The sequence below is a fragment of the Streptomyces sp. NPDC020422 genome (assembly GCF_044386705.1).
GTDB lineage: Bacteria > Actinomycetota > Actinomycetes > Streptomycetales > Streptomycetaceae > Streptomyces.
The window spans coordinates 262,128-281,972 of record NZ_JBIRVJ010000010.1; the positions used below are offsets into that span (position 1 = coordinate 262,128).

The following is a 19,845-nucleotide window of genomic DNA, read 5'->3' on the forward strand; positions in this document are numbered from 1 at the left end:
CCGCCGCCGCACCGGCCCTCTGACGGCCCGGTTCGGCGGCGGCTGTCGGTGGGGCGTCGTACGCTGGGAACCCCCGGCCCGTGCGACGTGTCGGGCGGTTCGCGTTGCCCACTGTCGGGATGGAAGCCCCATGAGCCTGCACGGTCTGCTTGACGTCGTCGTCCGAGACGCGGCCCTCGCCGAAGCGGTCAAGGCCGCCACGGACGCCCATCGTCCCCACGTCGACCTCGTCGGCCCGCCCGCCGCCCGCCCCTTCGTCGTCGCCGCGCTCGCCCGGGAGGCCGGGCGCACGGTGCTCGCGGTCACCGCCACCGGGCGGGAGGCCGAGGACCTGGCCGCCGCGCTGCGCTCGCTCCTCGACCCGGACACGGTCGTCGAGTACCCGTCCTGGGAGACCCTCCCGCACGAGCGCCTCTCGCCCCGCTCCGACACCGTCGGCCGCCGCCTCGCCGTGCTGCGCAGGCTCGCCCACCCGCGCGCGGACGACCCCGCCGCGGGGCCCGTCAGCGTCGTCGTCGCCCCCATCCGCTCCGTGCTCCAGCCGCAGGTCAAGGGCCTGGGGGACCTGGAGCCCGTGGCGCTCAGAAGCGGCCAGACGGCCGATCTGAACGAGGTCGTCGAGGGCCTCGCGGCCGCCGCGTACTCCCGGGTCGAGCTCGTCGAGAAGCGTGGCGAGTTCGCCGTGCGCGGCGGCATCCTGGACGTCTTCCCGCCCACCGAGGAGCACCCGCTCCGCATCGAGTTCTGGGGCGACGACGTCGAGGAGATCCGCTACTTCAAGGTCGCCGACCAGCGCTCCCTCGAAGTCGCCGAGCACGGCCTGTGGGCCCCGCCCTGCCGCGAGCTGCTGCTGACCGATGACGTACGGGAGCGGGCCGCCGCCCTCGCGGAGCAGCACCCCGAGCTCGGCGAGCTGCTCAACAAGATCGCCGAGGGGATCGCCGTGGAGGGCATGGAGTCCCTCGCGCCCGTCCTCGTCGACGACATGGAGCTGCTGCTCGACGTCCTCCCCAAGGGCTCGATGGCCGTCGTCTGCGACCCCGAGCGGGTGCGGACCCGGGCCGCCGACCTGGTGGCGACGAGCCAGGAGTTCCTGCAGGCGTCGTGGGCGGCGACGGCCGGGGGCGGCGAGGCCCCGATCGACGTCGGCGCGGCCTCCCTGTGGGGGATCGCCGACGTCCGCGACCGGGCCCGCGAGCTGGACATGATGTGGTGGTCGGTGTCCCCGTTCGCCGCCGACGAGACCGTCGACGCGACGCTGTCGTCAGCCGGCGGGCCGGCGGAGCTCAAGCTCGGCATGCACGCCCCGGAGAGCTACCGCGGCGACACCGCCAAGGCGCTCGCCGACACCAAGGGCTGGCTGGCCGACGGCTGGCGCACGGTGTACGTGACGGAGGCCCACGGCCCCGCCTCCCGCACCGTCGAGGTCCTCGGCAACGAGGGCATCGCCGCCCGCCTGGACGGCGACCTGACGGAGATCACCCCGTCCGTCGTCCACGTCGCCTGCGGCTCCATCGACTACGGCTTCGTCGACCCGGCGCTCAAGCTCGCCGTCCTCACCGAGACCGACCTGTCCGGGCAGAAGGCCGCCGGCAAGGACGGGCAGCGGATGCCCGCCAAGCGGCGCAAGACGATCGACCCGCTGACCCTGGAGGTCGGCGACTACATCGTCCACGAGCAGCACGGCGTCGGCCGCTACATCGAGATGGTCCAGCGGACCGTGCAGGGCGCCACCCGCGAGTACCTCCTCGTCGAGTACGCGCCCGCCAAGCGCGGCCAGCCCGGCGACCGCCTCTACATCCCCACCGACCAGCTGGAGCAGGTCACCAAGTACGTGGGCGGCGAGGCCCCGACCCTGCACCGCCTCGGCGGCGCCGACTGGACCAAGACCAAGGCCCGGGCGAAGAAGGCGGTCAAGGAGATCGCCGCCGACCTCATCAAGCTGTACTCGGCCCGGATGGCCGCCCCCGGTCACGCCTTCGGCCCCGACACCCCCTGGCAGCGGGAGCTGGAGGACGCCTTCCCGTACGCGGAGACGCCCGACCAGCTGTCCACCATCGCCGAGGTGAAGGAGGACATGGAGAAGACCGTCCCCATGGACCGCCTGATCTGCGGCGACGTCGGCTACGGCAAGACGGAGATCGCCGTCCGCGCCGCCTTCAAGGCCGTCCAGGACGGCAAGCAGGTCGCCGTCCTCGTCCCGACCACCCTGCTCGTGCAGCAGCACTTCGGCACCTTCTCCGAGCGGTACGGACAGTTCCCCGTCAACGTCCGCGCCCTGTCCCGCTTCCAGACCGACGCCGAGTCGAAGGCGACGATGGAGGGGCTCAAGGACGGCTCCGTCGACGTCGTCATCGGCACCCACCGCCTGTTCTCCTCCGAGACGAAGTTCAAGGACCTGGGCCTGGTCATCGTCGACGAGGAGCAGCGCTTCGGCGTCGAGCACAAGGAGCAGCTGAAGAAGCTGCGGGCCAACGTCGACGTCCTGACGATGTCGGCGACCCCCATCCCCCGTACGCTGGAGATGGCGGTCACCGGCATCCGCGAGATGTCGACGATCACCACCCCGCCGGAGGAGCGGCACCCGGTCCTCACCTTCGTCGGCCCGTACGAGGAGAAGCAGATCGGCGCGGCCATCCGCCGCGAACTGCTGCGCGAGGGCCAGGTCTTCTACATCCACAACCGCGTCGAGTCCATCGACCGGGCCGCCGCCCGGCTGCGCGAGATCGTCCCCGAGGCGCGGATCGCGACGGCCCACGGCCAGATGTCGGAGCAGGCCCTGGAGCAGGTCGTCGTCGACTTCTGGGAGAAGAAGTTCGACGTCCTCGTCTCGACGACGATCGTCGAGTCCGGCATCGACATCTCCAACGCCAACACCCTGATCGTCGAGCGCGGCGACAACTTCGGCCTCTCCCAGCTGCACCAGCTGCGCGGCCGCGTCGGCCGTGGCCGCGAGCGCGGCTACGCCTACTTCCTCTACCCGCCGGAGAAGCCCCTGACGGAGACCGCCCACGAGCGGCTCGCCACGATCGCCCAGCACACCGAGATGGGCGCGGGCATGTACGTGGCGATGAAGGACCTGGAGATCCGCGGCGCGGGCAACCTGCTCGGCGGGGAGCAGTCCGGCCACATCGCGGGCGTCGGCTTCGACCTGTACGTCCGCATGGTCGGCGAGGCCGTCGCCGACTACCGGGCGCAGATGGAGGGCGGCGAGGAGGAAGAGGCCCCGCTGGAGGTCAAGATCGAGCTCCCGGTCGACGCCCACATGCCGCACGACTACGCGCCGGGCGAGCGACTGCGCCTCCAGGCCTACCGGTCCATCGCCTCCGCCAACTCGGAGGAGGACATCAAGGCCGTGCGCGAGGAGCTCACCGACCGCTACGGCAAGCTGCCCGAGCCGGTCGAGAACCTCCTCCTGGTCGCCGGGCTGCGCATGCTCGCCCGCGCCTGCGGGGTCGGCGAGATCGTCCTCCAGGGTCCCAACATCCGCTTCGCGCCTGTGGAGTTGCGCGAGTCCCAGGAGCTGCGCCTCAAGCGCCTCTACCCGCGCACGGTCATCAAGCCGGCGGTCCACCAGATCCTCGTGCCGCGCCCGACGACCGGGAAGATCGGCGGGAAGCCGGTGGTGGGACGCGAACTGCTGGCGTGGACCGGGGAGTTCCTGGCGGAGATCCTGGGTTCCTGACCACCCCCGGGGCCGCGCCCGGGCCCCCAGGGCCGCGCCCGGGCCGTCCCCGCGCCGTGGCCGTCCCCGGGTCGCGCCTTGGCTGCCCCCGGGGCGCGCCTGGGCCCGTCCCCGTTCCGGCGGCATGAGCCGGAACGGGGACGGGGTCCCGGTCCTACAGGGCGTCCAGGTCCAGCGCCTGCGCCATCGCGCGGTAGCCCGCGTCGTCCGGGTGGAGGTGGTCGCCGGAGTCGTAGGCGGGGAGGAGCCGGTCCGGGTCGGTCGGGTCGGCGACCGCGCGCTCGAAGTCGACGATCCCGTCGTACGCGCCCGAGGTGCGCACCCAGGCGTTGAACGCCTCGCGCTTGGCCTCGTTCCCGGGGGTGAAGTAGGCGGAGCCCTTGACCGGGGTCAGGGTCGCGCCGATCACCTTGAGGCCGTGGGCGTGCGCCTGGCGGATCAGCGTGCGGTGGCCCGCGATGAGGCGCTCGACGGAGACCTCGGGGGTCGGGCCGCCGGGGAAGGACGGTCCGCTGCCGCCGATGTCGTTGAGGCCTTCCAGGAGGATGACCGTGCCCACGCCCTTCTCCGTGAGCACGTCCTTCTCGAAGCGGGAGATGCCCTTCTCGCCGGCCCAGGCCACGTCGTTGGTGACCTCGTTGCCGCCGATGCCGTGGTTGAGGACGGCCCGCGGGGAGCCGGCCGCGGCGAGGCGTTCGGCGAGCTCGTCGGGGTAGCGGGCGTCGGCGTCCGGGGTGGCGCCGACGCCGTCGGTGATGGAGTCGCCGAAGGCGACGATGCCGTCGCGGCGGACCGTGTGCGGGCCGCCGGAGACCTCGACGCCGGAGAGGTAGTACCAGGACGAGCTGGTCTCGGTGAACGCCGTACCTGCCACGTCGGCACGGTGGTCGCCGGCGGCCCGGTAGCTGGTGGCGCCGGCGAGGTGGTGGAAGGTGGCGGGGCCGGTCGGGCCCGCCAGGTACAGGGTGACGGTGACGGACTCCAGGGCGCCGGTACGGAACGGCACGCCGTCGCTCAGCAGGGTCCCGCCGGCCGGGACGGTGACCGAGCCGTGCCCGCCGAAGGTGAGCGCGCGGACCGTGCCGGGCCGCACGGCGCCGCCCTCGGCGGTGCGGGCGACGGTCGCGCCGGTGATCCGGAGCGGGGTGCTGCCGTAACGGTTGGTCAGCTCGATGCGGGCCCGGGTGCCGCCCGCGGTGACCCGTACGGTCTGGCGGACGGTCTGGTCGTCGAAGCCGGCCGTGGACCAGTTGGGCGCGAAGGGCGCCGTGGCCGGCTGCGGGGAGGCGGCCCAGGCGCCGCGCCAGCCGGTGTCGCCGCCGCGGCTCGGCGCTGCGGCGGTGCCGGCGGTGGCGGCCGTGGCGGCCGTGGCGGCGGACGCGCCGGTGGTGGGCAGCGCGGTGAGGATGGTCGCGGCCAGCAGGGCGATGCCTGCGCGCCGGAGGGTGCTGGTGGTCTTCATGTGTTCCGCCCGTTGTCGTGTGCCGTGGTCTTTCGTGTGCGCACGACCAGGGACAAGTCTTGATCGACTCGGGCTATTCCTGTGTGCCGGAGCCGAGTTGAGCGGAACCGAGCAGTCCGGTGAGTCCGCGGAACGCCTCGCCCGGGTCCCGGCCGCCGAGCGCGGCGTCGAGGTTGTGGGTGAGGAGCAGGGTCGCGAAGCCGTGGGCCAGCGACCAGGCGGCGACGCCGGTGTCGCGGGGGGCGTCGGTGGTGGCCGGCAGCGCGCCGACACCGGCGCGCAGCTCGGCGGCGGCCCGCTCCTTCGCGGCGAGCAGCTCCGGGTCGTCGGCGCGGTGCAGGTCGGGCTGGAACATGACCTGGAAATGGGCCGGGTGGGCGACGGCGAACCGCACGTACCGCACCCCGCGCTCCCGCAGGTCGGGGGCGTCGGCGAGGGCTTCGGCGAGGAGGTCGTAGCCCTGGGCGGCGATCGCGGTGAGCAGGCCCGTGCGGTCCTTGAAGTGGTGGGCGGGGGCCGCGTGCGAGACGCCCGCGCGGCGGGCGAGGTCGCGCAGGCTGAGCGCGGCGGGGCCCTCGCCGCCGATCACGTCGAGGGCGGCGGTGAGCACGGCCTGCCGCAGATCGCCGTGGTGGTAGGTGCGCCGGGTGGTCATGGCAGCAGCGTACGCGGAATCTAGGCATTGACAAGTTCGAGGGGCGGGAGGAATCTAGTCGGTGACAAGATGGTGTGTGGACGCAGTGGACGGGAGACGTCATGACCGCACAGCCCCAGACCCGTAGCGGGAGCCAGGTCGAGGCCGGAAGTCAGGTCGAGGCCGGGAGTCAGGTCGAGGCCGGAAGTCAGGCCGAGGTCGGCAGCCGGGCCGAGGCCGGGGGCCGGAGCGAGGTCGAGCCCGCCCGCGTGCGCCAGATGTGGCACCTGCTCGAACCCCTGCACGCCGTGCTCTACTACGCCCCCGAGGCCTTCGGCCAGGCCGCCGCCCTCGGCTACCGCGTGGACGAGCGGTGGCCCGCCTACTTCGCCTGGCGCGCCGCTCCCCTCGGGTCCGCCGGGAGCGCCCGGGTGACCTCCGCCTTCTACAGCTTCGCGCCCGACATGGTCGCCCGGTACGTCCCCGCCGTCTGGGGCGTCGCCACCCCCGCCGAGGTCCTGGCGGCCCGGCTCCGCGCCGTCGACCTGACCTACCGGGCCGTCCTGGGCGAGGCCGTGGTCGACGGCCCCGAGCTCGCCGAGGCCGCCGCCCTCGCCCGCCGTGCCGCGGAGGCCGCCGGGACCGCGGGTCGCCCGCTGGCCGCCGCCAACGCCGAGCTGCCCTGGCCCGGCGCCCCGCACCTCGTCCTGTGGCAGGCCGCCACGATCCTGCGCGAGCACCGCGGCGACGGGCACCTCGCCGCGCTCCTGGCCGCCGGTCTCGACCCGGCCGAGGCGCTGGTCTCCTTCGCCGCCGTCGGTGCCGCCGCCGAGACCACCTTCGCGAGCCGCGGCTGGACCGGGGCGGAGTGGTCCGCCGCCCGTCGACGCCTCGCCGCCCGTGGCCTCCTCGGCGCCGACGGCGCCGCCACCGAGGCCGGGCGCGCCCTGCGCGCCGAGGTCGAGCGCCGCACGGACGAACTGGCCGCCGCCCCCTGGGCCGCCCTCGGTCCGCAGTCCACCGCCCGCCTCTCCGAACTGCTCGGCGGGCCGTGGCTCGCGGTCATCGGCTCCGGTCTGCTGCCCGCGGAGAACACGCTGGGAATCGGCAGGATCTAAAGAGGTATCAAATAGGATCTTCCGGTGCTGACGTACCAAAAGACCCTCTTCGCCTCGGCCTTCGCCGTCCTCGCCCTGCTCGCCAACGCCGCCTGCGCGCCGCTCGCCGGAAGCGACGCGTCCGGCGGCGGCGGCGCGCCCCCGAAGCCGGCCGGGGGAGGCACCGCGCTCGCCGCCGTGGACGGGCTCACCGTGAAGGGGCGTGCGCCCAGGACCGGATACGAGCGGGCGAGGTTCGGGCGCGCCTGGGCCGATGTGGACGGCAACGGCTGCGGCACCCGTGACGACATACTCCGGCGCGACCTCACCGGAGTGCGCTTCACCGACGGCCGGTGCAAGGTCGCCTCCGGGACGCTCGCGAACGACCCGTACACCGGCGGTTCCCTCGCCTATGTGCGCGGTCGCAGCAAGGTCGACATCGACCACGTCGTGGCCCTCTCCGACGCCTGGCAGAAGGGCGCGCAGAAGTGGGACGCCGGCACCAGGCTGCGGTTCGCGAACGATCCGCTCAATCTGCTCGCGGTCGACTCGGCGACCAACCGCCGCAAGTCCGACGGCGACGCGGCGACCTGGCTGCCGCCCAACAAGGCGTACCGGTGCACCTACGTGGCCCGGCAGGTCGCGGTGAAGAGGAAGTACGGGGTGTGGGTGACGCCGGGGGAGCGGGAAGCGATGAAGCGGGTGCTGGCGAAGTGCCCGGAGCAGCGGCTGCCGTAGGGGCGAGGCCGGAGAAAAACGTTTCTTCCCTGGTGGGAGGGGTGGTTAGCATCTCCGGCATGGACCTGCACATCACGACCCTCGCCGAACGCCCCGAACTCGAGGGCGCTCTGTGGCAGATGAAGGACCTCTGGCCGGAGTTCATGATGTACGACCCGGTCGGCTGGGCGAACATGGGGCAGATCGCCACCGCGTTCCCCGAGTACGTCCTCGTCGCCACCGACCCCGACGGCAAGGTCGTCGCCCGGGGCTTCAGCGTGCCCTTCCAGCTCCGGGCCGAGGGCCGTGGCGAGCTGCCCGGCACCGGCTGGGACCAGGTCCTGCTGTGGGCGTTCTCCGACCTGCGGCACGGTCGCACCCCCGACACGGTCAGCGCGATCGAGATCACCGTGGACACGAGCGCGCTCGGCAACGGCCTCTCGCACGTCATGCTGGCCGCGATGCGCGACAACGCCCGCCGGCTCGGCTTCGCCGAGGTGGTCGCCCCCGTGCGCCCCAACGGCAAGCACAAGGAGGCGGAGTCGGCGATGCACGAGTACGCCTTCCGCACCCGCGAGGACGGCCTGCCGGTGGACCCGTGGCTGCGCGTCCACGTCCGCGCGGGAGCCACGGTGGAGAAGGTCGCCCCGGCCTCGATGACGATCGGCGCCTCCGTGGAGCAGTGGCGGCAGTGGACGGGCCTCCCGTTCGACACCGACGGCCCCGTCGAGGTCGAAGGCGCCCTGGTGCCGGTCCACTGCGAGGCCTCCCGCGGTTACGCGGTGTACGTCGAGCCCAATGTGTGGGTCCGGCACCGGGTCTGAAACTCCGATCGCCGAACGGCGCAAGGACGTAACGACGCGAAGGCGTGAAGGCCGCTCCCCAGCGGTGGCCTTCACGCCTTTCCCGTCCCCGGATCCCCCCGGATCCCCCCGGATCCCCTAGCCCCCCTCGGGCCCGGGTCCGTCAGCCGAGCTGCTTCTCGTCGACCACGTCCTTGGCCGGCGGCGCCTTCGCCTCGACCGGCTTGTCGTAGTCGGAGAAGGAGATCGTGCCGGGCTCCTTGCCGCCCGCCGTCACGATCTTCAGCAGGTACGGCTTGCCCTCCGTGGCCACGTAGAGCGTGGTCTTCTCGTCGTCGAAGGCCTGGGTGAGCATCAGCGCCTTCTTCCCGCCGACCGTCGTCTCCTTGCCCTTGACCGCGAGGTTCGCGCCCTGCTGGAACTGCCCGAGCAGCGACTTCAGGTCGCACAGTTCGAGGCTGTCCTTGGCGTCGGGGTCCTTCGCGTCGGTCTTCATCCAGCGGCCCTTGAGCTCCTTGAGCACGGCCGCCTGCACCTCGGCCGACTCGCCCTTCGCCTGCTCCTTCAGGAAGGCCTCGTCGAAGCGGAGGTAGACGGACTTGTCGTCCGGCTTGACCAGCTCGGCGGTCCCCGTCGCGCCGACCGTCATCGTGCCGGCGCACCGGCCCCGGACGTCGGTCTTGAGGTAGGCCTTGATCGGGCCGTCGGTGGTCTTCAGGGCGACGTCGAGGGTGAGCGAGTCCGCGCTCTTCGTCGCGCCGATGGCCTTGTTGGCGATCTGGGGCCCGGTCAGGTCCCCGAAGGGTCCGGCCGGCTTGGCGGCGTCGGCCTTGTCGCCGGAGAAGGGGCCGCAGGCGGTCGCGCCGAGCGCGACGGCGGCGCACAGGGCCGAGACGAGGGCGGTGCGGCGGAGGCGGACGGTGGCAGACATGGTGGTTCTCCGGGGGATCGGGGTCTATCGGGTGGTGCGAGGGAGGCGGTGGGGGTGCGGGGTGCTACGCGGCGCCGGCCGGGTCAGCCGACCTTGAGCTCCCACTGCGAGGCGTTGTAGTCCAGGCCGGGGCTGACCTCGACGGTGAGGTCCTCGGCGGCGGCCGGGGCGTCGAAGGCGAAGGTGGCGGTGGCCTTCTTGCCGGGCAGGACGGTGCCGCTGAAGCCGCTGCCGACCTTGTCGTCGAAGATCTGCTCGGCCGTGGTGCCGTCCTTGCCGGCGCGGGCGTCCAGGGTCACCAGGGTCGTGTCGAACTTCTTCTTGCCGCCGTTCTCGATGGTGACGGTGACCTGCCACGCCTTGTTGCCCGCGGTGTGGCCGGCCGCGTACTCGCTCGGGGAGAACTTCTTCGCCGGCGAGACGGTGACCTTCACGTCGTCGTCGTAGACGACGGTGTCGTCGGCCGCGAGCGCCTTGGCCTTGGGGTCCGTGGCGCCCTTGCCGGCGCCCTTGCCCAACGGGGCCTTGGAGGTCGGGTCCTTCGGCGCGGAGTCCTTGATCGCCTTGTCGATCTTGTCCGCCGCGTCGCTGACCACCGTGTAGGCGAGGACCGCGCCGACGATCGAGAGGATCAGGGCCGCGAGGCCGAGGATCGCGCCGGTCAGCGCCACGCCCTTGTTGCTCGCCTGGCCCCGCTTCGCCCGGCCGGTGCCGATGACGCCGAGGATCAGCGCGATCAGGCCGAGGATGCCGGCCAGCCAGAAGAAGAACGGGATGAAGCCGGAGACCGTGCCGATGATGCCGAGGACCAGGGCCGCGGTGCCGAGTCCGTTGCGCATGGCCACCGGGGAGGGGGCGTGCGGGAGCTGCGTGTCGTACGACATGGGTGTGTCCTCCCGGACAGTGGGTTTGTCTGGCGCGATGGATCAATAACAGCATAGCCTGTGAACCGAGTCAACAAGGTTCACGGGAAATGGGTCGACTCACGCTGTGAAGTGGTGTGGGCGGGGTTCGTCAGTAAGATCGGCGTCACACACACGGCATGAGGGGAGTTGAGGCAGGTGCCCGACAGCGCAGCAGAGGTGACCGCCGCGGGCATCGCCCGTCTCGCGGGGGTCGGCCGGGCGGCCGTGAGCAACTGGCGCCGCCGCCACGCCGACTTCCCCAAGCCCGTCGGCGGCACGGAGACCAGCCCCTCCTTCGCCCTCGCCGACGTCGAGGAGTGGCTGCGCGTCCAGGGCAAGCTCGCCGAGGTGCCCCTGCGCGAGCGCGTCTGGCAGCTCGTCGCCGGCCACCCCGCCGGCGCCGTCACCGCCCTGGTGCACGCGGGCTGCGTTCTCCTCCTCGTACGGGACAGGCGGGCGGCCCGGCCGATGCTGTCCGCCACCCCCGACGAGCGGCTCGCCGAGGTGCTCCCCGTCCCCCTGGCCGAGACGCTGACCGAGCGCCTGGGCGTCGAGAGGGCGGTCCGCACCCCGTCCGCGGCCGAACTCGCCCCCTCCGTGCCGCTCCTGCGCGGGGTCGTGGAGCTGGCCACCGAGTCCGCCGAGTCCGCCGAGCCCACGGGGTCCGGCGAGTCCGGCGGCGGGAGCGCCGGCGTGCGCGAGGCGTACGAGTTCCTGCTCGGGCGCCATCTGGACGCCAACCCGCGCCAGTACACCCTGACCCCGCCCGGCCCCGCCGCCCTCATGGCGGCGCTCGCCGGCCCCGCGGCCACCGTCCTCGATCCCGCCTGCGGCACCGGAGCCCTGCTCGCCGCCGCCCTGACCGCCGCCGGCCCCGCCACCGCCACCGGCCCCGCGGGAGCGGCCGCTCCCACCGCGCTCCACGGCCAGGACGCCGACTCCGACCTGGCCGCGCTGACCGCCCTGCGCCTGGCCCTGGCCACCGACGCCGACGTGCGCGTCCACGCGGGAGACACCCTGCGTGCCGACGCCTTCCCGGCGCTCGCCGCCGACGCCGTGCTGTGCCACCCGCCGTTCAACGAGCGCAACTGGGGCCACGACGAACTGGCCTACGACCCCCGCTGGGAGTACGGCTTCCCGGCCCGTACGGAGTCCGAACTGGCCTGGGTCCAGCACGCGCTCGCCCGGCTGCGGCCCGGCGGCAGCGCCGTCCTGCTCATGCCGCCCGCCGCCGCGTCCCGCCGCTCCGGCCGCCGCATCCGTGCCGACCTGCTGCGCCGCGGCGCCCTGCGGGCCGTCGTCGCCCTCCCGGCCGGCGCGGCACCCCCGTACGGCATCCCGCTCCACCTGTGGGTGCTGCGCCGCCCCGTCCCCGGCGAACGCCCGCCCGCCGAGCTGCTGCTCGTCGACACCGCGTCCGAACAGGGCGCCGCCGGGCGCGAGCGGCTCGACTGGCCCGCCGTGGAGAGCGCCGTCCTCGACGCCTGGCGGCCCTTCGGCCGCGACGGCGCCCTCGCCGAGACGCCCGGCGAGAGCCGCGGCGTCCCGGTCATCGAGCTCCTCGACGACGACGTCGACCTCGCCCCCGCCCGCCATCTGCCGCCGCCCGCCGCCGCCGAGGGCGCCGCGCAGCTGTCCGGGGTGCGCGAGCGGCTCACCGAGACCCTGCGCCGCACCCGGGAACTGACCCCGCCGCCCGCCGCCGACCCCGTCGCCGGCGGACTGCGCTGGCCCGCGACGACGGTCGGCGAGCTGGCCCGCGCGGGCGCGCTCACCCTGCGCGCGGGAGGAGCGGGAACGGCCGCTCCCACCGCCCCCGTCGCCGTCCTCACCGACACCGACGTCCTCGCCGGCCAGGCGCCCTCGGGCGCGCTGCCCGAGGCCTCCGCCGAGGGCCCGGGGGAGGAGCCGGTGCTCCTGGCCGTGGGAGACGTCGTCGTGCCCGTCCTCGGCGGCGGCTCCGTCACCCGGGTCGTCGACCCCGCGACCGCGGGCGCCGCCCTCGGCCGCAACGTGCACCTGCTGCGCCCCGACCCGGCCGCCCTCGACCCCTGGTTCCTGGCCGGCTTCCTGCGCGCCACCGCCAACAAGCGCCAGGCCAGCTCGTACGCCTCGACCGCCACCCGGCTCGACGTGCGCCGCCTCCAGCTGCCGCGTCTGCCGCTCGCCGAACAGCAGCGGTACGGGGAGCGGTTCCGCGCGCTCGCGGAGTTCGAGGAGGCGCTGCGGCTCGCGGGACGCCTCGGCGAGCAGCTGGTGCAGGGCATGTACGACGGGCTCGCGGACGGCACGGTGGCTCCCTGAGGCTCCCGGAAGGCTCCTGACGGCCCGGGCCGCACTTGTATACGCTCGTCCTCGACAACAGAGCCATTCAGGTGACCCGGGAGCAGGAATGTACGGCCACGGCTATCCGCAGCCCGCGCCGCCGCAGCGCGGTGTTCCGGCTTCGGTCATCGTGCTGCGGGTGCTCTTCGCGGTGCTCCCGCTGCTCAGCATCGGCTTCCTCACCTGGGGGACGGCCCTGCGGATCGCGCTGCTGACCCGACGGGTCGTCGACTGGGTCCTGTTCGGTCTCTGCGTGGGCGTCGTCATCGCGAGCCTCGTGCTGATGCCGGAGGACGAGAAGGCGAGCCGGGCGGACTGGGTCGTGGGGATGATCCTGCTCAACGCGGTGGCGTTCACGGCGTATTACCTGGCCGTGGACATCCGCCTGGACCGCACCCGCCTCGCGGGTGCGGCCGCCGCCCCGGTGCCGTCGCCGTACAACCCGTACGCGGCGACGGCCCCGCAGCAGACCCCGTCCTACGGCTACCCGCAGCCGCAGCCGCAGCCGCCGGTCCGGCCCCAGCCGGTGGCGGAGCCCCGGCCGCAGGCCGTCGCCCCGCCGCAGCCTCCCGTGGCGAGCCCCCGCATCGACCAGGTCCGCGCCGAGCTCGACGAGCTCAGCGACCTCCTCCGCAAGGACAAGGACCCCCGGGAAGGCGGGCGGTGAACGGCCGGGTCATCGGCGGGCGCTACGAGCTGTCCACCCTGATCGGCCAGGGCGGCATGGGCCAGGTCTGGACGGCGTACGACGGCCGGCTCGACCGGCGGGTCGCGGTGAAGCTGCTCAGCCCGGCCGCCATCAGCGGCCCCGCGACCGCGGCCCAGGAGCTGCGCCGCCGCTTCGTGCGCGAGTGCAGGGTGACCGCCCAGGTCGGGCACCCCGGACTCGTCACCGTCCACGACGCGGGCAGCGACGGCGACGACCTGTACCTGGTCATGCAGTACGTGGAGGGCGCCGACCTCGCCGACCACCTCGCCGAGCACGACCCCTACCCGTGGCCGTGGGCGGTGTCCGTCGCCGCCCAGCTGTGCGCGGTGCTCGCGGCCGTGCACGCGGTGCCGATCGTGCACCGCGACCTCAAGCCGCGGAACGTGATGGTCCGCCCCGACGGCACGGTCACCGTGCTCGACCTGGGCGTGGCCTCCGTCCTGGACACCGACACCACGCGCCTCACCCACACCGGTTCGCCGATCGGCAGCCCCGCCTACATGGCGCCCGAGCAGGCGATGGGCGGCGCCGTCGGCCCGTACACCGACCTGTACGCGCTGGGGGTGCTGCTCCACGAACTCCTCAGCGGAAACGTGCCGTTCGCCGGCTCGACCGCGCTCGGCGTGCTGCACCGGCACCTGTACGAGCCGCCCGTCCCGGTCCGCCGGCTTCGCCCCGAGGTGCCCGAGGCCCTCGAAGCCCTCGTCCTGCGGCTGCTCGCGAAGGACCCGCTGGCCCGGCCCTCGGGCGCGCAGGAGGTGTACGAGCAGCTGCTGCCGCTCCTGCCGCCGCGCGGCGCGCCGGGTCCTGCGGGCCCGCTCGACCCGACCCGCCCGTTCCGCCGGCCGCACGCCCCCTGGCCCGACCACGCGGTGCAGGTCGCCGCGCCCCCGGCGCCGGTGGTGGCGCCCGCCCCCTCGAAGCCGGACGTGGCCGCCGCGGTCGACGAGGTGAAGCGCCTCCTGGGGGAGGGCTCCCTGACCCGGGCCGTGGACATCCTCGGCGGGATCCTCCCGGCGGCGGCCGCGGAGCACGGCGAGCACTCGCCGGTCGTGCGCATCCTGCGCAAGCAGTACGCGACGACGCTGATGGACGACGGCCAGTACCGGCGTGCCCTGCCGGAGCTGCGGCGCCTCGCGGAGGACCGCGCGGCGGAGGCGGGCCCGGCCGATCCCGCGACCCTTCAGTTCCGTTATGACGCCGCCCAGTGCCTGGAGCAGCTGGGCGACCCGGCGGCCGCGCTCGCCGAATACCGGGCGCTCCTGCCGTACTTCGAGCCCGCCACCGGCCCCGACCGGCAGACCCGCGCCTTCGACATCCGGCACCGGATCGGCCTGCTGCTGCTCGCGATGGGGGACCTCGGCGCGGGGCGGGCGCAGTTGCAGGCGCTGCTGTACGACGCGGAGCGGGCGTACGGGGTGTACCACCCGCTCGCCGCGGATCTGCGGCGGGCGCTGGAGCGGCAGCAGCGGGTGGATCCGCGGCTCTGAGGCGCGGGGCGGGCCGGGCCGATCTGACGGACCGGCAGAGTCACGACTCCGTATCTGATTGGACAACGGAGCGAACAGGTCCGATTTGGTCTTTTTGCGGTCTGTAACGTGCGCGTTCGATCATGTCCACGCCGTTCAAGGATGCCTCGATGACCACGCCTCCGCCGTCCGACCCGTTCGCCGCCGCCCCCGCGCAGGCGCCCGCCCCCGAGAAGAAGGGCGGCGCGCTGAAGAAGGTCGGCAGCATCGTCGTGCTCGCGGCGGTCGCCATCGCCGTCAAGGTCGGTCTGCCCTACCTCACCGGTGAGGCCCCCGTGCACGCCAAGGCCGGCGAGTGCGTCACCGTGAGCGGCCCGGACAACGACCCCAAGGTCGACTCCCAGCCCTGCGACTCCGGCAAGCCCGACCTGTACAAGGTCGTCAAGGTCGTCGACGACACCTTCGACGTGGAGAAGTGCGGCCAGGAGAGCGAGGTCGCCCTCGCGCAGCAGCTCGACTCGGACAAGTTCGTGCTCTGCCTGAACGCCGTCAAGAAGTAACCGCGCACACCGCGCGACGGCGAAGGGGCCGGTCCCGTGGGACCGGCCCCTTCGTGGTGCCTGACGTGTGCCGTCAGCCGCCGAGCAGGGTGCCGACCGGCGACAGCTGGTTTCCCGACAGGGGCAGCTGCCCGACGGCGGGCACGCTCTGTGCCACGGAGGGGGCGGCGGTCGCCGCCTCGTCGTCACCGGGGCCGTCGGCCACGGCCGCCCCGGCCGATCCGAGGGCGAGGGCCCCCGCCAACAGCACGCCGCCGACGATCTTGGACTTGGACTTCATGGGCCCGCCTTCCGGGAGTCATGACCGGTACGGCGTGCCCAACGACGGGCCGGTCCGACGGGATACGTCCCCGCGGCCAGGGGGTGTCAGGCCCGGGCCAGCTCCGCGTTCGCGCGTTCCGTCACCAGGGCCAGGACGCGGCCGGCGACCGCCAGGTCCTCGTCCGGGATGCCGGCGTAGATGCGGGCGGAGGCCTCGGCGGTCTCGGCGGCGGTGGTGTCGCTCAGCTCCTGCCCGGCGGCGGAGAGCCGCAGCAGGGTCGGGTCGGCGGGGGCCGCTTCGAGGAGCTTCGCCGCCGTCATCTCCTCGACCACGTCCCGTACGAGCGACTCCTCGATCTTCAACGAGTTGATGACGTCGGCGACAAGCTGCTCGCGGCCGACGGTGCCGCCCGCGAGGGCGACGGCCCGGAGCGTCACGCTCTGCTGGAAGGTGAGGCCGTGCCGGGTCAGGACGCCCTCCAGGACGGCGCGGGCGGCGTAGTGCGCCAGCGCGATGACGCGCCCGTTGGTGGTGGGTGCGGTGGTGGTCATGACTGCTCCTTCTTGTCGGCGGCGTCGTGCGGATCAAGAGGTACGTCGAGAGGTACGTCGAGCAGGGTGGCCAGCTCCTCGGTGAACTGGCGGGTGCGCGGCGAGTCCTGGCCGCCGAGGGGCTCCAGGAGCTGGTCGAGCAGCCCCTGGATCACCGTGATCGCGCGCCGGGTGACGTCCCGCCCCTGCTCGGTGAGCTCCAGCCGCATGGCGCGCGGGTCGGCCGGGTCCCGGGTGCGGGCGACGAGGCCGGAGGACTCCAGGGCCCGGGCCAGCTTGGACACGTACAGCGGTTCCAGACCGGTGTGGTCGGCGAGCTGACGCTGACTGGGGCGCTGTCCGCTGCGCGCCATGCCGTGCAGGGACGCCATCAGCGCGTACTGCGCGTGGGTCATGCCCAGGGGGGCGACCGCGCGGTCGACGGCGACCCGCCACTTCATGGACAGGCGCCAGACCAGGAAACCGGCGGTGGCTCTGTTCTCGGCTGCTGAGCTCATGGCGGATACAGTACATGGCTACTATGTACATGGCTACTATTTTTCGGGAGGGCGCCGCGGACCGCGACGCCCCTTGCCTCACCTCCGCCAGAACAGGTGGTGCACGACCCCGCTCGGACTCGGCACGACCTCCAGGTGGAAGCGGTCGGTCAGCTCCTCCGGCGACTCCCAGAGCCGGAGCCCCGAGCCGAGCTCCACCGGCGAGACCGCGACGTGCATCGTGTCGACGAGACCGGCGTCGAGGAACTGCCGGATCGTCGAGACCCCGCCGCCGAGCCGCACGTCCTTGCCGTCCGCCGCCTCCCGCGCCCGTTCCAGGACCGAGGCCGGGTCGCCGCCGACGAAGTGGAACGTGGTGTCGGAGAGCGCGATCGACGGGCGCTCGTGGTGGGTCAGGACGAACACCGGCGTGTGGAACGGCGGCTCGTCGCCCCACCAGCCCTGCCAGTCGTGGTCCTCCCAGGGGCCGCGCTGCGGACCGAACTTGTTGCGGCCCATGATCTCCGCGCCGATGTTCCGGGCGAAGTCCCGCGTGAAGTAGTCGTCGAGGCCGCGGCTGCCGCCCGGGTCGGTCCGCATGGGCCAGCTCGCCGTGGCACCGGCCCAGGCGAACAGCCGCTCCGGCCGGGGCAGGCCGAACGGGCTCTCCAGGCTCTGGTCCGCACTGGCGCCCGCGCCGATCCCGTCACTCGACACGTTGAAGTTCATGACTCTCAGCAGCTGGTCCACGGCTCTCCTCCGTCGGGTTCTGTCGCATCCTGCGGGGCGAAACGCCCCCACACCCGTACGTCGAACGGGGCGTGTCGGAATCGACAGAGCCCCGGAACCCGAACGGACCCGCCCGCGCCGGCCCGGCAGCAGCCGCCCGCGCACCTGTCGGTCACCCGCGTCGCGGGAGCCCTGTCAAGCGCGCACCCCGCCGGGCGCGAGGTGACCAACCTGCCCGGGAAGCGCGGGAGTCGGCCCGCGACGTCGAACCGTCGCCGTCGCCCATGCCCCCAGCAGCAGTGCCGCCGCCCCGCCGACGGCCAGGCCGGCCCGTAGTCCCGGCGGCCGGTAGGAGCAGGTGATCTCCGTGCGGCCCTCCGCGCGGACCGCCACCAGGCCGCCGTACGCCTCGGCGGGCCGCCCCGCGCAGTGCCAGCCCGCGATGCGCGGGGCGGCGAGGACCACCGTGCCGCGGGTGCCGGGGCGCAGGGTGGCGCGGAAACCGCTGTCGGTGACGGTGAGGGCCGTCGGGGCGGTGGCCCGGAGTGCCGCCACGGCCGCCCGGAGCCGGGTGTGGTCCAGGCACCCGAGCTCCCCGTGCGGGCCGCGGCCGGTGAGGGCCGGGCGGGCGGCGGGGCCGGTCCTGACGCCCAGCGACGTCAGAGCGGCCCGCCATTTGGGGAGCTGCCCGCGCAGGGTGACCGTACGGGCGCCGAGGCGGGCCGTGCCGGTGAAGTCGGGCGCCCACAGGAAGGTCTCCGTGCCGGTGCGGCAGGCGCCGTCGGGCCCCGGGGGCTCGTAGACCCGGGCGCCCAGGAGGAGCTCCTGGTTGCGGAAGGGGGAGGGGCCGTACGAGGGCCCGCGGCCGGCCGGCCGCACCGTCACGAGCGGGGCCGCCGGCCCCGTACGGACCACGGCGCCGTCCCGCCAGCGCGCCCCCACCGCGAACAGGGCGTCGGTCACCGGATTGTCGAGGCTCTGCAGATTGCGCCCCCGGGAGGTCCAGCCGGCGCCCAGGGCCGCCATCGTGCGGGTCAGCACGTCCGGAGTGAGGCTGCTGTAGTAGGCGCCGCCCTGGCCGCCGAGCAGCATCGGCTCGTTGCCGGTGGTCTGGGGGCGGCCGGAGTCGGTGCGGTAGGCGGGCCAGCCGTCGGCCTCGGCGAGCGCGGCGGCCCGACGGGTGTCGGCGGCGCTCCAGGCGGGATAGTCGTCGAGCCGGGCGAGCCGCTCCCGGTCGCCGTACGCCGTGGTGGCGGCGGCCTGCGCGACCAGGACCGCGGCCAGGACGGGGACGGCGAGCCGCCCGCGGCGCACGAACGGCGCCGTGAGGCCCGCCGCGAACAGGACCCAGCCCCATCCCGTCGCCTGCGCGCTGCCCAGCGCGCCCAGGCCGAGGAGGGCGACGAGCCCCGCGCCGCCGAGCAGCGCCCGCCGCTCCGGGAGGCCGTCCGCGACCGCCTGCCAGGCGGCGAGGACGAGGACGCCGGCCAGGACGAAGGTCTGCCGGTACGGACTGCCGTTCGGGGTCGCGAAGACGTGCCACACCAGGTGCGTCGGGCCCCACTGGAGGGAGAGCGCGACGCCCGCCGCGAGCAGCGGCCAGCGCCACTCGCGGCGGAACGGTAGGGAGGCCGCCAGGACCGGGACCGCGGTGAAGACGAAGAGGGCCGGGGTGGAGAAGCCGTAGGTGGCGGGCATCAGACGCGCGGCCAGGTCCGCCCCGCCCGCCGCCGCGAAGTCCCGGACGACGCCCGGGTAGGCGTGCCGGGTGCCGAGGAAGACCGGGAGGAGGACGGGCGCGGCGAGCCCCACCCCGAGCAGCACGGTCGCCGCGCCCCGCAGCAGCACCCGCCGGCGCGGCGCCGTGACCAGCAGGACCAGGGCGGCGCCGATCGTGGCCATGTAGGCGGTGTAGAAGTTCGCGGTCCAGCACCCGGCGACGAGCAGCGTCCCGAGCAGCGGCCGGCGCCCCTCCCGCACCCACACCCCCACCAGGCACAGCAGCGGGAAGGCGATCAGGCCGTCCATCCACATCGGGTTGTAGACGGCCTCCAGGAGCGCCCAGCCGCACAGCCCGTACGCGGCGCCGAGCAGCCCCGCGCCCCACCAGACGCCCTCGCGGATCCGCAGCAGCGTCCACGCCGTCGCCGCCGCCGCGGCCGCCGACTTCAGGACGGTGATCGCGTACAGCGCGTACGCGAGGTCGGCGCGCGGGAAGAGGGCGACGAGCGGGGCGAACGGGCTCGTCAGATAGGTGCCGAGGTCGGGCAGGAAGCCGCTGCCCCAGCCGGACTGCCAGTTGAGCAGCAGCCCGCCGTCGGCCCGCCCGTGCAGCAGGTCCCACAGGTGCGCGTGGAAGGGCAGGAACTGGTTGCCCAGGTCGTTGACGCTGCGCCGGTGCGGGCCGAAGGGGAAGGTGCGGGCGACGGCGTCCCCCGCGCACACGGCGAGCACGGTGAGCAGCGCGGCGAGCCCGGCGGCGCGCGGGCCGCGGTTCCGGATCTTCATCGTGTTTCGAATATGACAGCGA

The 19,845-nt window shown here is 74.0% G+C and carries 17 protein-coding genes; 8 read left to right on the forward strand and 9 right to left on the reverse strand.

Features of this window, described 5'->3' with window-relative positions; translation table 11 throughout:
• The first annotated feature begins 130 nt into the window (after positions 1–130).
• Positions 131–3,685, forward strand: coding sequence for a transcription-repair coupling factor (mfd, locus tag ACH414_RS27420; protein ID WP_382542031.1), 3,555 nt, complete (start codon positions 131–133; stop codon positions 3,683–3,685).
• 154 nt (positions 3,686–3,839) lie between these two features.
• Here mfd and ACH414_RS27425 read toward each other — a convergent pair whose 3' ends face one another.
• Positions 3,840–5,147 (reverse strand): SGNH/GDSL hydrolase family protein, encoded by a 1,308-nt coding sequence (locus ACH414_RS27425; protein ID WP_398943744.1) that lies wholly within the window; start codon positions 5,145–5,147, stop codon positions 3,840–3,842.
• Positions 5,148–5,220: 73 nt separating this feature from the next.
• Positions 5,221–5,802 (reverse strand): TetR/AcrR family transcriptional regulator, encoded by a 582-nt coding sequence (locus ACH414_RS27430; RefSeq protein ID WP_382542037.1) that lies wholly within the window; start codon positions 5,800–5,802, stop codon positions 5,221–5,223.
• A gap of 257 nt (positions 5,803–6,059) precedes the next feature.
• On the opposite strand from ACH414_RS27430, the gene ACH414_RS27435 reads away from it, so the two are divergent.
• From ACH414_RS27435 to ACH414_RS27445, 3 genes are read left to right on the forward strand one after another with little or no spacing between them, the layout of a single operon-like run.
• On the forward strand, positions 6,060–6,899 hold the full coding sequence (locus ACH414_RS27435) for a hypothetical protein (protein WP_398943794.1): 840 nt from the start codon (positions 6,060–6,062) through the stop codon (positions 6,897–6,899).
• A gap of 24 nt (positions 6,900–6,923) precedes the next feature.
• On the forward strand, positions 6,924–7,616 hold the full coding sequence (locus ACH414_RS27440) for an HNH endonuclease family protein (RefSeq protein ID WP_382542040.1): 693 nt from the start codon (positions 6,924–6,926) through the stop codon (positions 7,614–7,616).
• 59 nt (positions 7,617–7,675) lie between these two features.
• Positions 7,676–8,419, forward strand: a complete 744-nt coding sequence (locus tag ACH414_RS27445) for an N-acetyltransferase (protein WP_382542043.1) — start codon at positions 7,676–7,678, stop codon at positions 8,417–8,419.
• A gap of 142 nt (positions 8,420–8,561) precedes the next feature.
• Here ACH414_RS27445 and ACH414_RS27450 read toward each other — a convergent pair whose 3' ends face one another.
• Positions 8,562–9,329 (reverse strand): hypothetical protein, encoded by a 768-nt coding sequence (locus tag ACH414_RS27450; protein WP_382542045.1) that lies wholly within the window; start codon positions 9,327–9,329, stop codon positions 8,562–8,564.
• 83 nt (positions 9,330–9,412) lie between these two features.
• A complete protein-coding gene (locus tag ACH414_RS27455; RefSeq protein ID WP_391769880.1) occupies positions 9,413–10,213 on the reverse strand; it encodes a DUF4190 domain-containing protein in 801 nt (266 codons plus the stop codon).
• Positions 10,214–10,390: 177 nt separating this feature from the next.
• On the opposite strand from ACH414_RS27455, the gene ACH414_RS27460 reads away from it, so the two are divergent.
• The 4 genes from ACH414_RS27460 (at position 10,391) to ACH414_RS27475 (ending at position 15,297) form a co-directional block, all read left to right on the forward strand.
• Positions 10,391–12,538 (forward strand): N-6 DNA methylase, encoded by a 2,148-nt coding sequence (locus ACH414_RS27460; RefSeq protein ID WP_398943747.1) that lies wholly within the window; start codon positions 10,391–10,393, stop codon positions 12,536–12,538.
• Positions 12,539–12,626: 88 nt separating this feature from the next.
• Positions 12,627–13,226, forward strand: a complete 600-nt coding sequence (locus ACH414_RS27465; protein WP_382542054.1) for a hypothetical protein — start codon at positions 12,627–12,629, stop codon at positions 13,224–13,226.
• A complete protein-coding gene (locus ACH414_RS27470; RefSeq protein WP_382542057.1) occupies positions 13,223–14,758 on the forward strand; it encodes a protein kinase in 1,536 nt (511 codons plus the stop codon). Before ACH414_RS27465 ends, ACH414_RS27470 begins: the two co-directional genes overlap by 4 nt.
• Before the next feature lie 149 nt (positions 14,759–14,907).
• Positions 14,908–15,297 (forward strand): hypothetical protein, encoded by a 390-nt coding sequence (locus tag ACH414_RS27475; protein ID WP_382542060.1) that lies wholly within the window; start codon positions 14,908–14,910, stop codon positions 15,295–15,297.
• Positions 15,298–15,370: 73 nt separating this feature from the next.
• Here the strand turns inward: ACH414_RS27475 and ACH414_RS27480 are convergent, their stop codons facing one another.
• The 5 genes from ACH414_RS27480 to ACH414_RS27500 form a co-directional block, all read right to left on the reverse strand.
• On the reverse strand, positions 15,371–15,577 hold the full coding sequence (locus ACH414_RS27480) for a hypothetical protein (RefSeq protein ID WP_391769883.1): 207 nt from the start codon (positions 15,575–15,577) through the stop codon (positions 15,371–15,373).
• A gap of 86 nt (positions 15,578–15,663) precedes the next feature.
• A complete protein-coding gene (locus ACH414_RS27485; RefSeq protein ID WP_398943749.1) occupies positions 15,664–16,110 on the reverse strand; it encodes a MarR family transcriptional regulator in 447 nt (148 codons plus the stop codon).
• The gene (locus ACH414_RS27490; protein ID WP_382542068.1) at positions 16,107–16,607 is read right to left on the reverse strand and encodes a MarR family winged helix-turn-helix transcriptional regulator; all 501 of its coding nucleotides are present in this window, start codon (positions 16,605–16,607) and stop codon (positions 16,107–16,109) included. The genes ACH414_RS27485 and ACH414_RS27490 overlap by 4 nt, the downstream gene beginning before the upstream one ends.
• Before the next feature lie 78 nt (positions 16,608–16,685).
• Positions 16,686–17,336, reverse strand: a complete 651-nt coding sequence (locus ACH414_RS27495; RefSeq protein WP_382542071.1) for a dihydrofolate reductase family protein — start codon at positions 17,334–17,336, stop codon at positions 16,686–16,688.
• A 174-nt stretch (positions 17,337–17,510) separates the two neighbouring features.
• Complete coding sequence (locus ACH414_RS27500) at positions 17,511–19,823, reverse strand: YfhO family protein (RefSeq protein WP_398943752.1); 2,313 nt, start codon at positions 19,821–19,823, stop codon at positions 17,511–17,513.
• Between the last annotated feature and the right edge of the window lie 22 nt (positions 19,824–19,845).

What these genes read in the sequence shown, in the direction of transcription:
- ACH414_RS27490 (WP_382542068.1), bottom strand. Translation starts at nt 16,607, where the DNA reads ATGAGCTCAGCAGCCGAGAACAGAGCCACCGCCGGTTTCCTGGTCTGG.
- ACH414_RS27430 (WP_382542037.1), bottom strand. Translation starts at nt 5,802, where the DNA reads ATGACCACCCGGCGCACCTACCACCACGGCGATCTGCGGCAGGCCGTG.
- ACH414_RS27450 (WP_382542045.1), bottom strand. Translation starts at nt 9,329, where the DNA reads ATGTCTGCCACCGTCCGCCTCCGCCGCACCGCCCTCGTCTCGGCCCTG.
- ACH414_RS27480 (WP_391769883.1), bottom strand. Translation starts at nt 15,577, where the DNA reads ATGAAGTCCAAGTCCAAGATCGTCGGCGGCGTGCTGTTGGCGGGGGCC.
- ACH414_RS27500 (WP_398943752.1), bottom strand. Translation starts at nt 19,823, where the DNA reads ATGAAGATCCGGAACCGCGGCCCGCGCGCCGCCGGGCTCGCCGCGCTG.
- mfd (WP_382542031.1), top strand. Translation starts at nt 131, where the DNA reads ATGAGCCTGCACGGTCTGCTTGACGTCGTCGTCCGAGACGCGGCCCTC.
- ACH414_RS27425 (WP_398943744.1), bottom strand. Translation starts at nt 5,147, where the DNA reads ATGAAGACCACCAGCACCCTCCGGCGCGCAGGCATCGCCCTGCTGGCC.
- ACH414_RS27475 (WP_382542060.1), top strand. Translation starts at nt 14,908, where the DNA reads ATGACCACGCCTCCGCCGTCCGACCCGTTCGCCGCCGCCCCCGCGCAG.
- ACH414_RS27485 (WP_398943749.1), bottom strand. Translation starts at nt 16,110, where the DNA reads ATGACCACCACCGCACCCACCACCAACGGGCGCGTCATCGCGCTGGCG.
- ACH414_RS27435 (WP_398943794.1), top strand. Translation starts at nt 6,060, where the DNA reads ATGTGGCACCTGCTCGAACCCCTGCACGCCGTGCTCTACTACGCCCCC.
- ACH414_RS27465 (WP_382542054.1), top strand. Translation starts at nt 12,627, where the DNA reads ATGTACGGCCACGGCTATCCGCAGCCCGCGCCGCCGCAGCGCGGTGTT.
- ACH414_RS27455 (WP_391769880.1), bottom strand. Translation starts at nt 10,213, where the DNA reads ATGTCGTACGACACGCAGCTCCCGCACGCCCCCTCCCCGGTGGCCATG.
- ACH414_RS27445 (WP_382542043.1), top strand. Translation starts at nt 7,676, where the DNA reads ATGGACCTGCACATCACGACCCTCGCCGAACGCCCCGAACTCGAGGGC.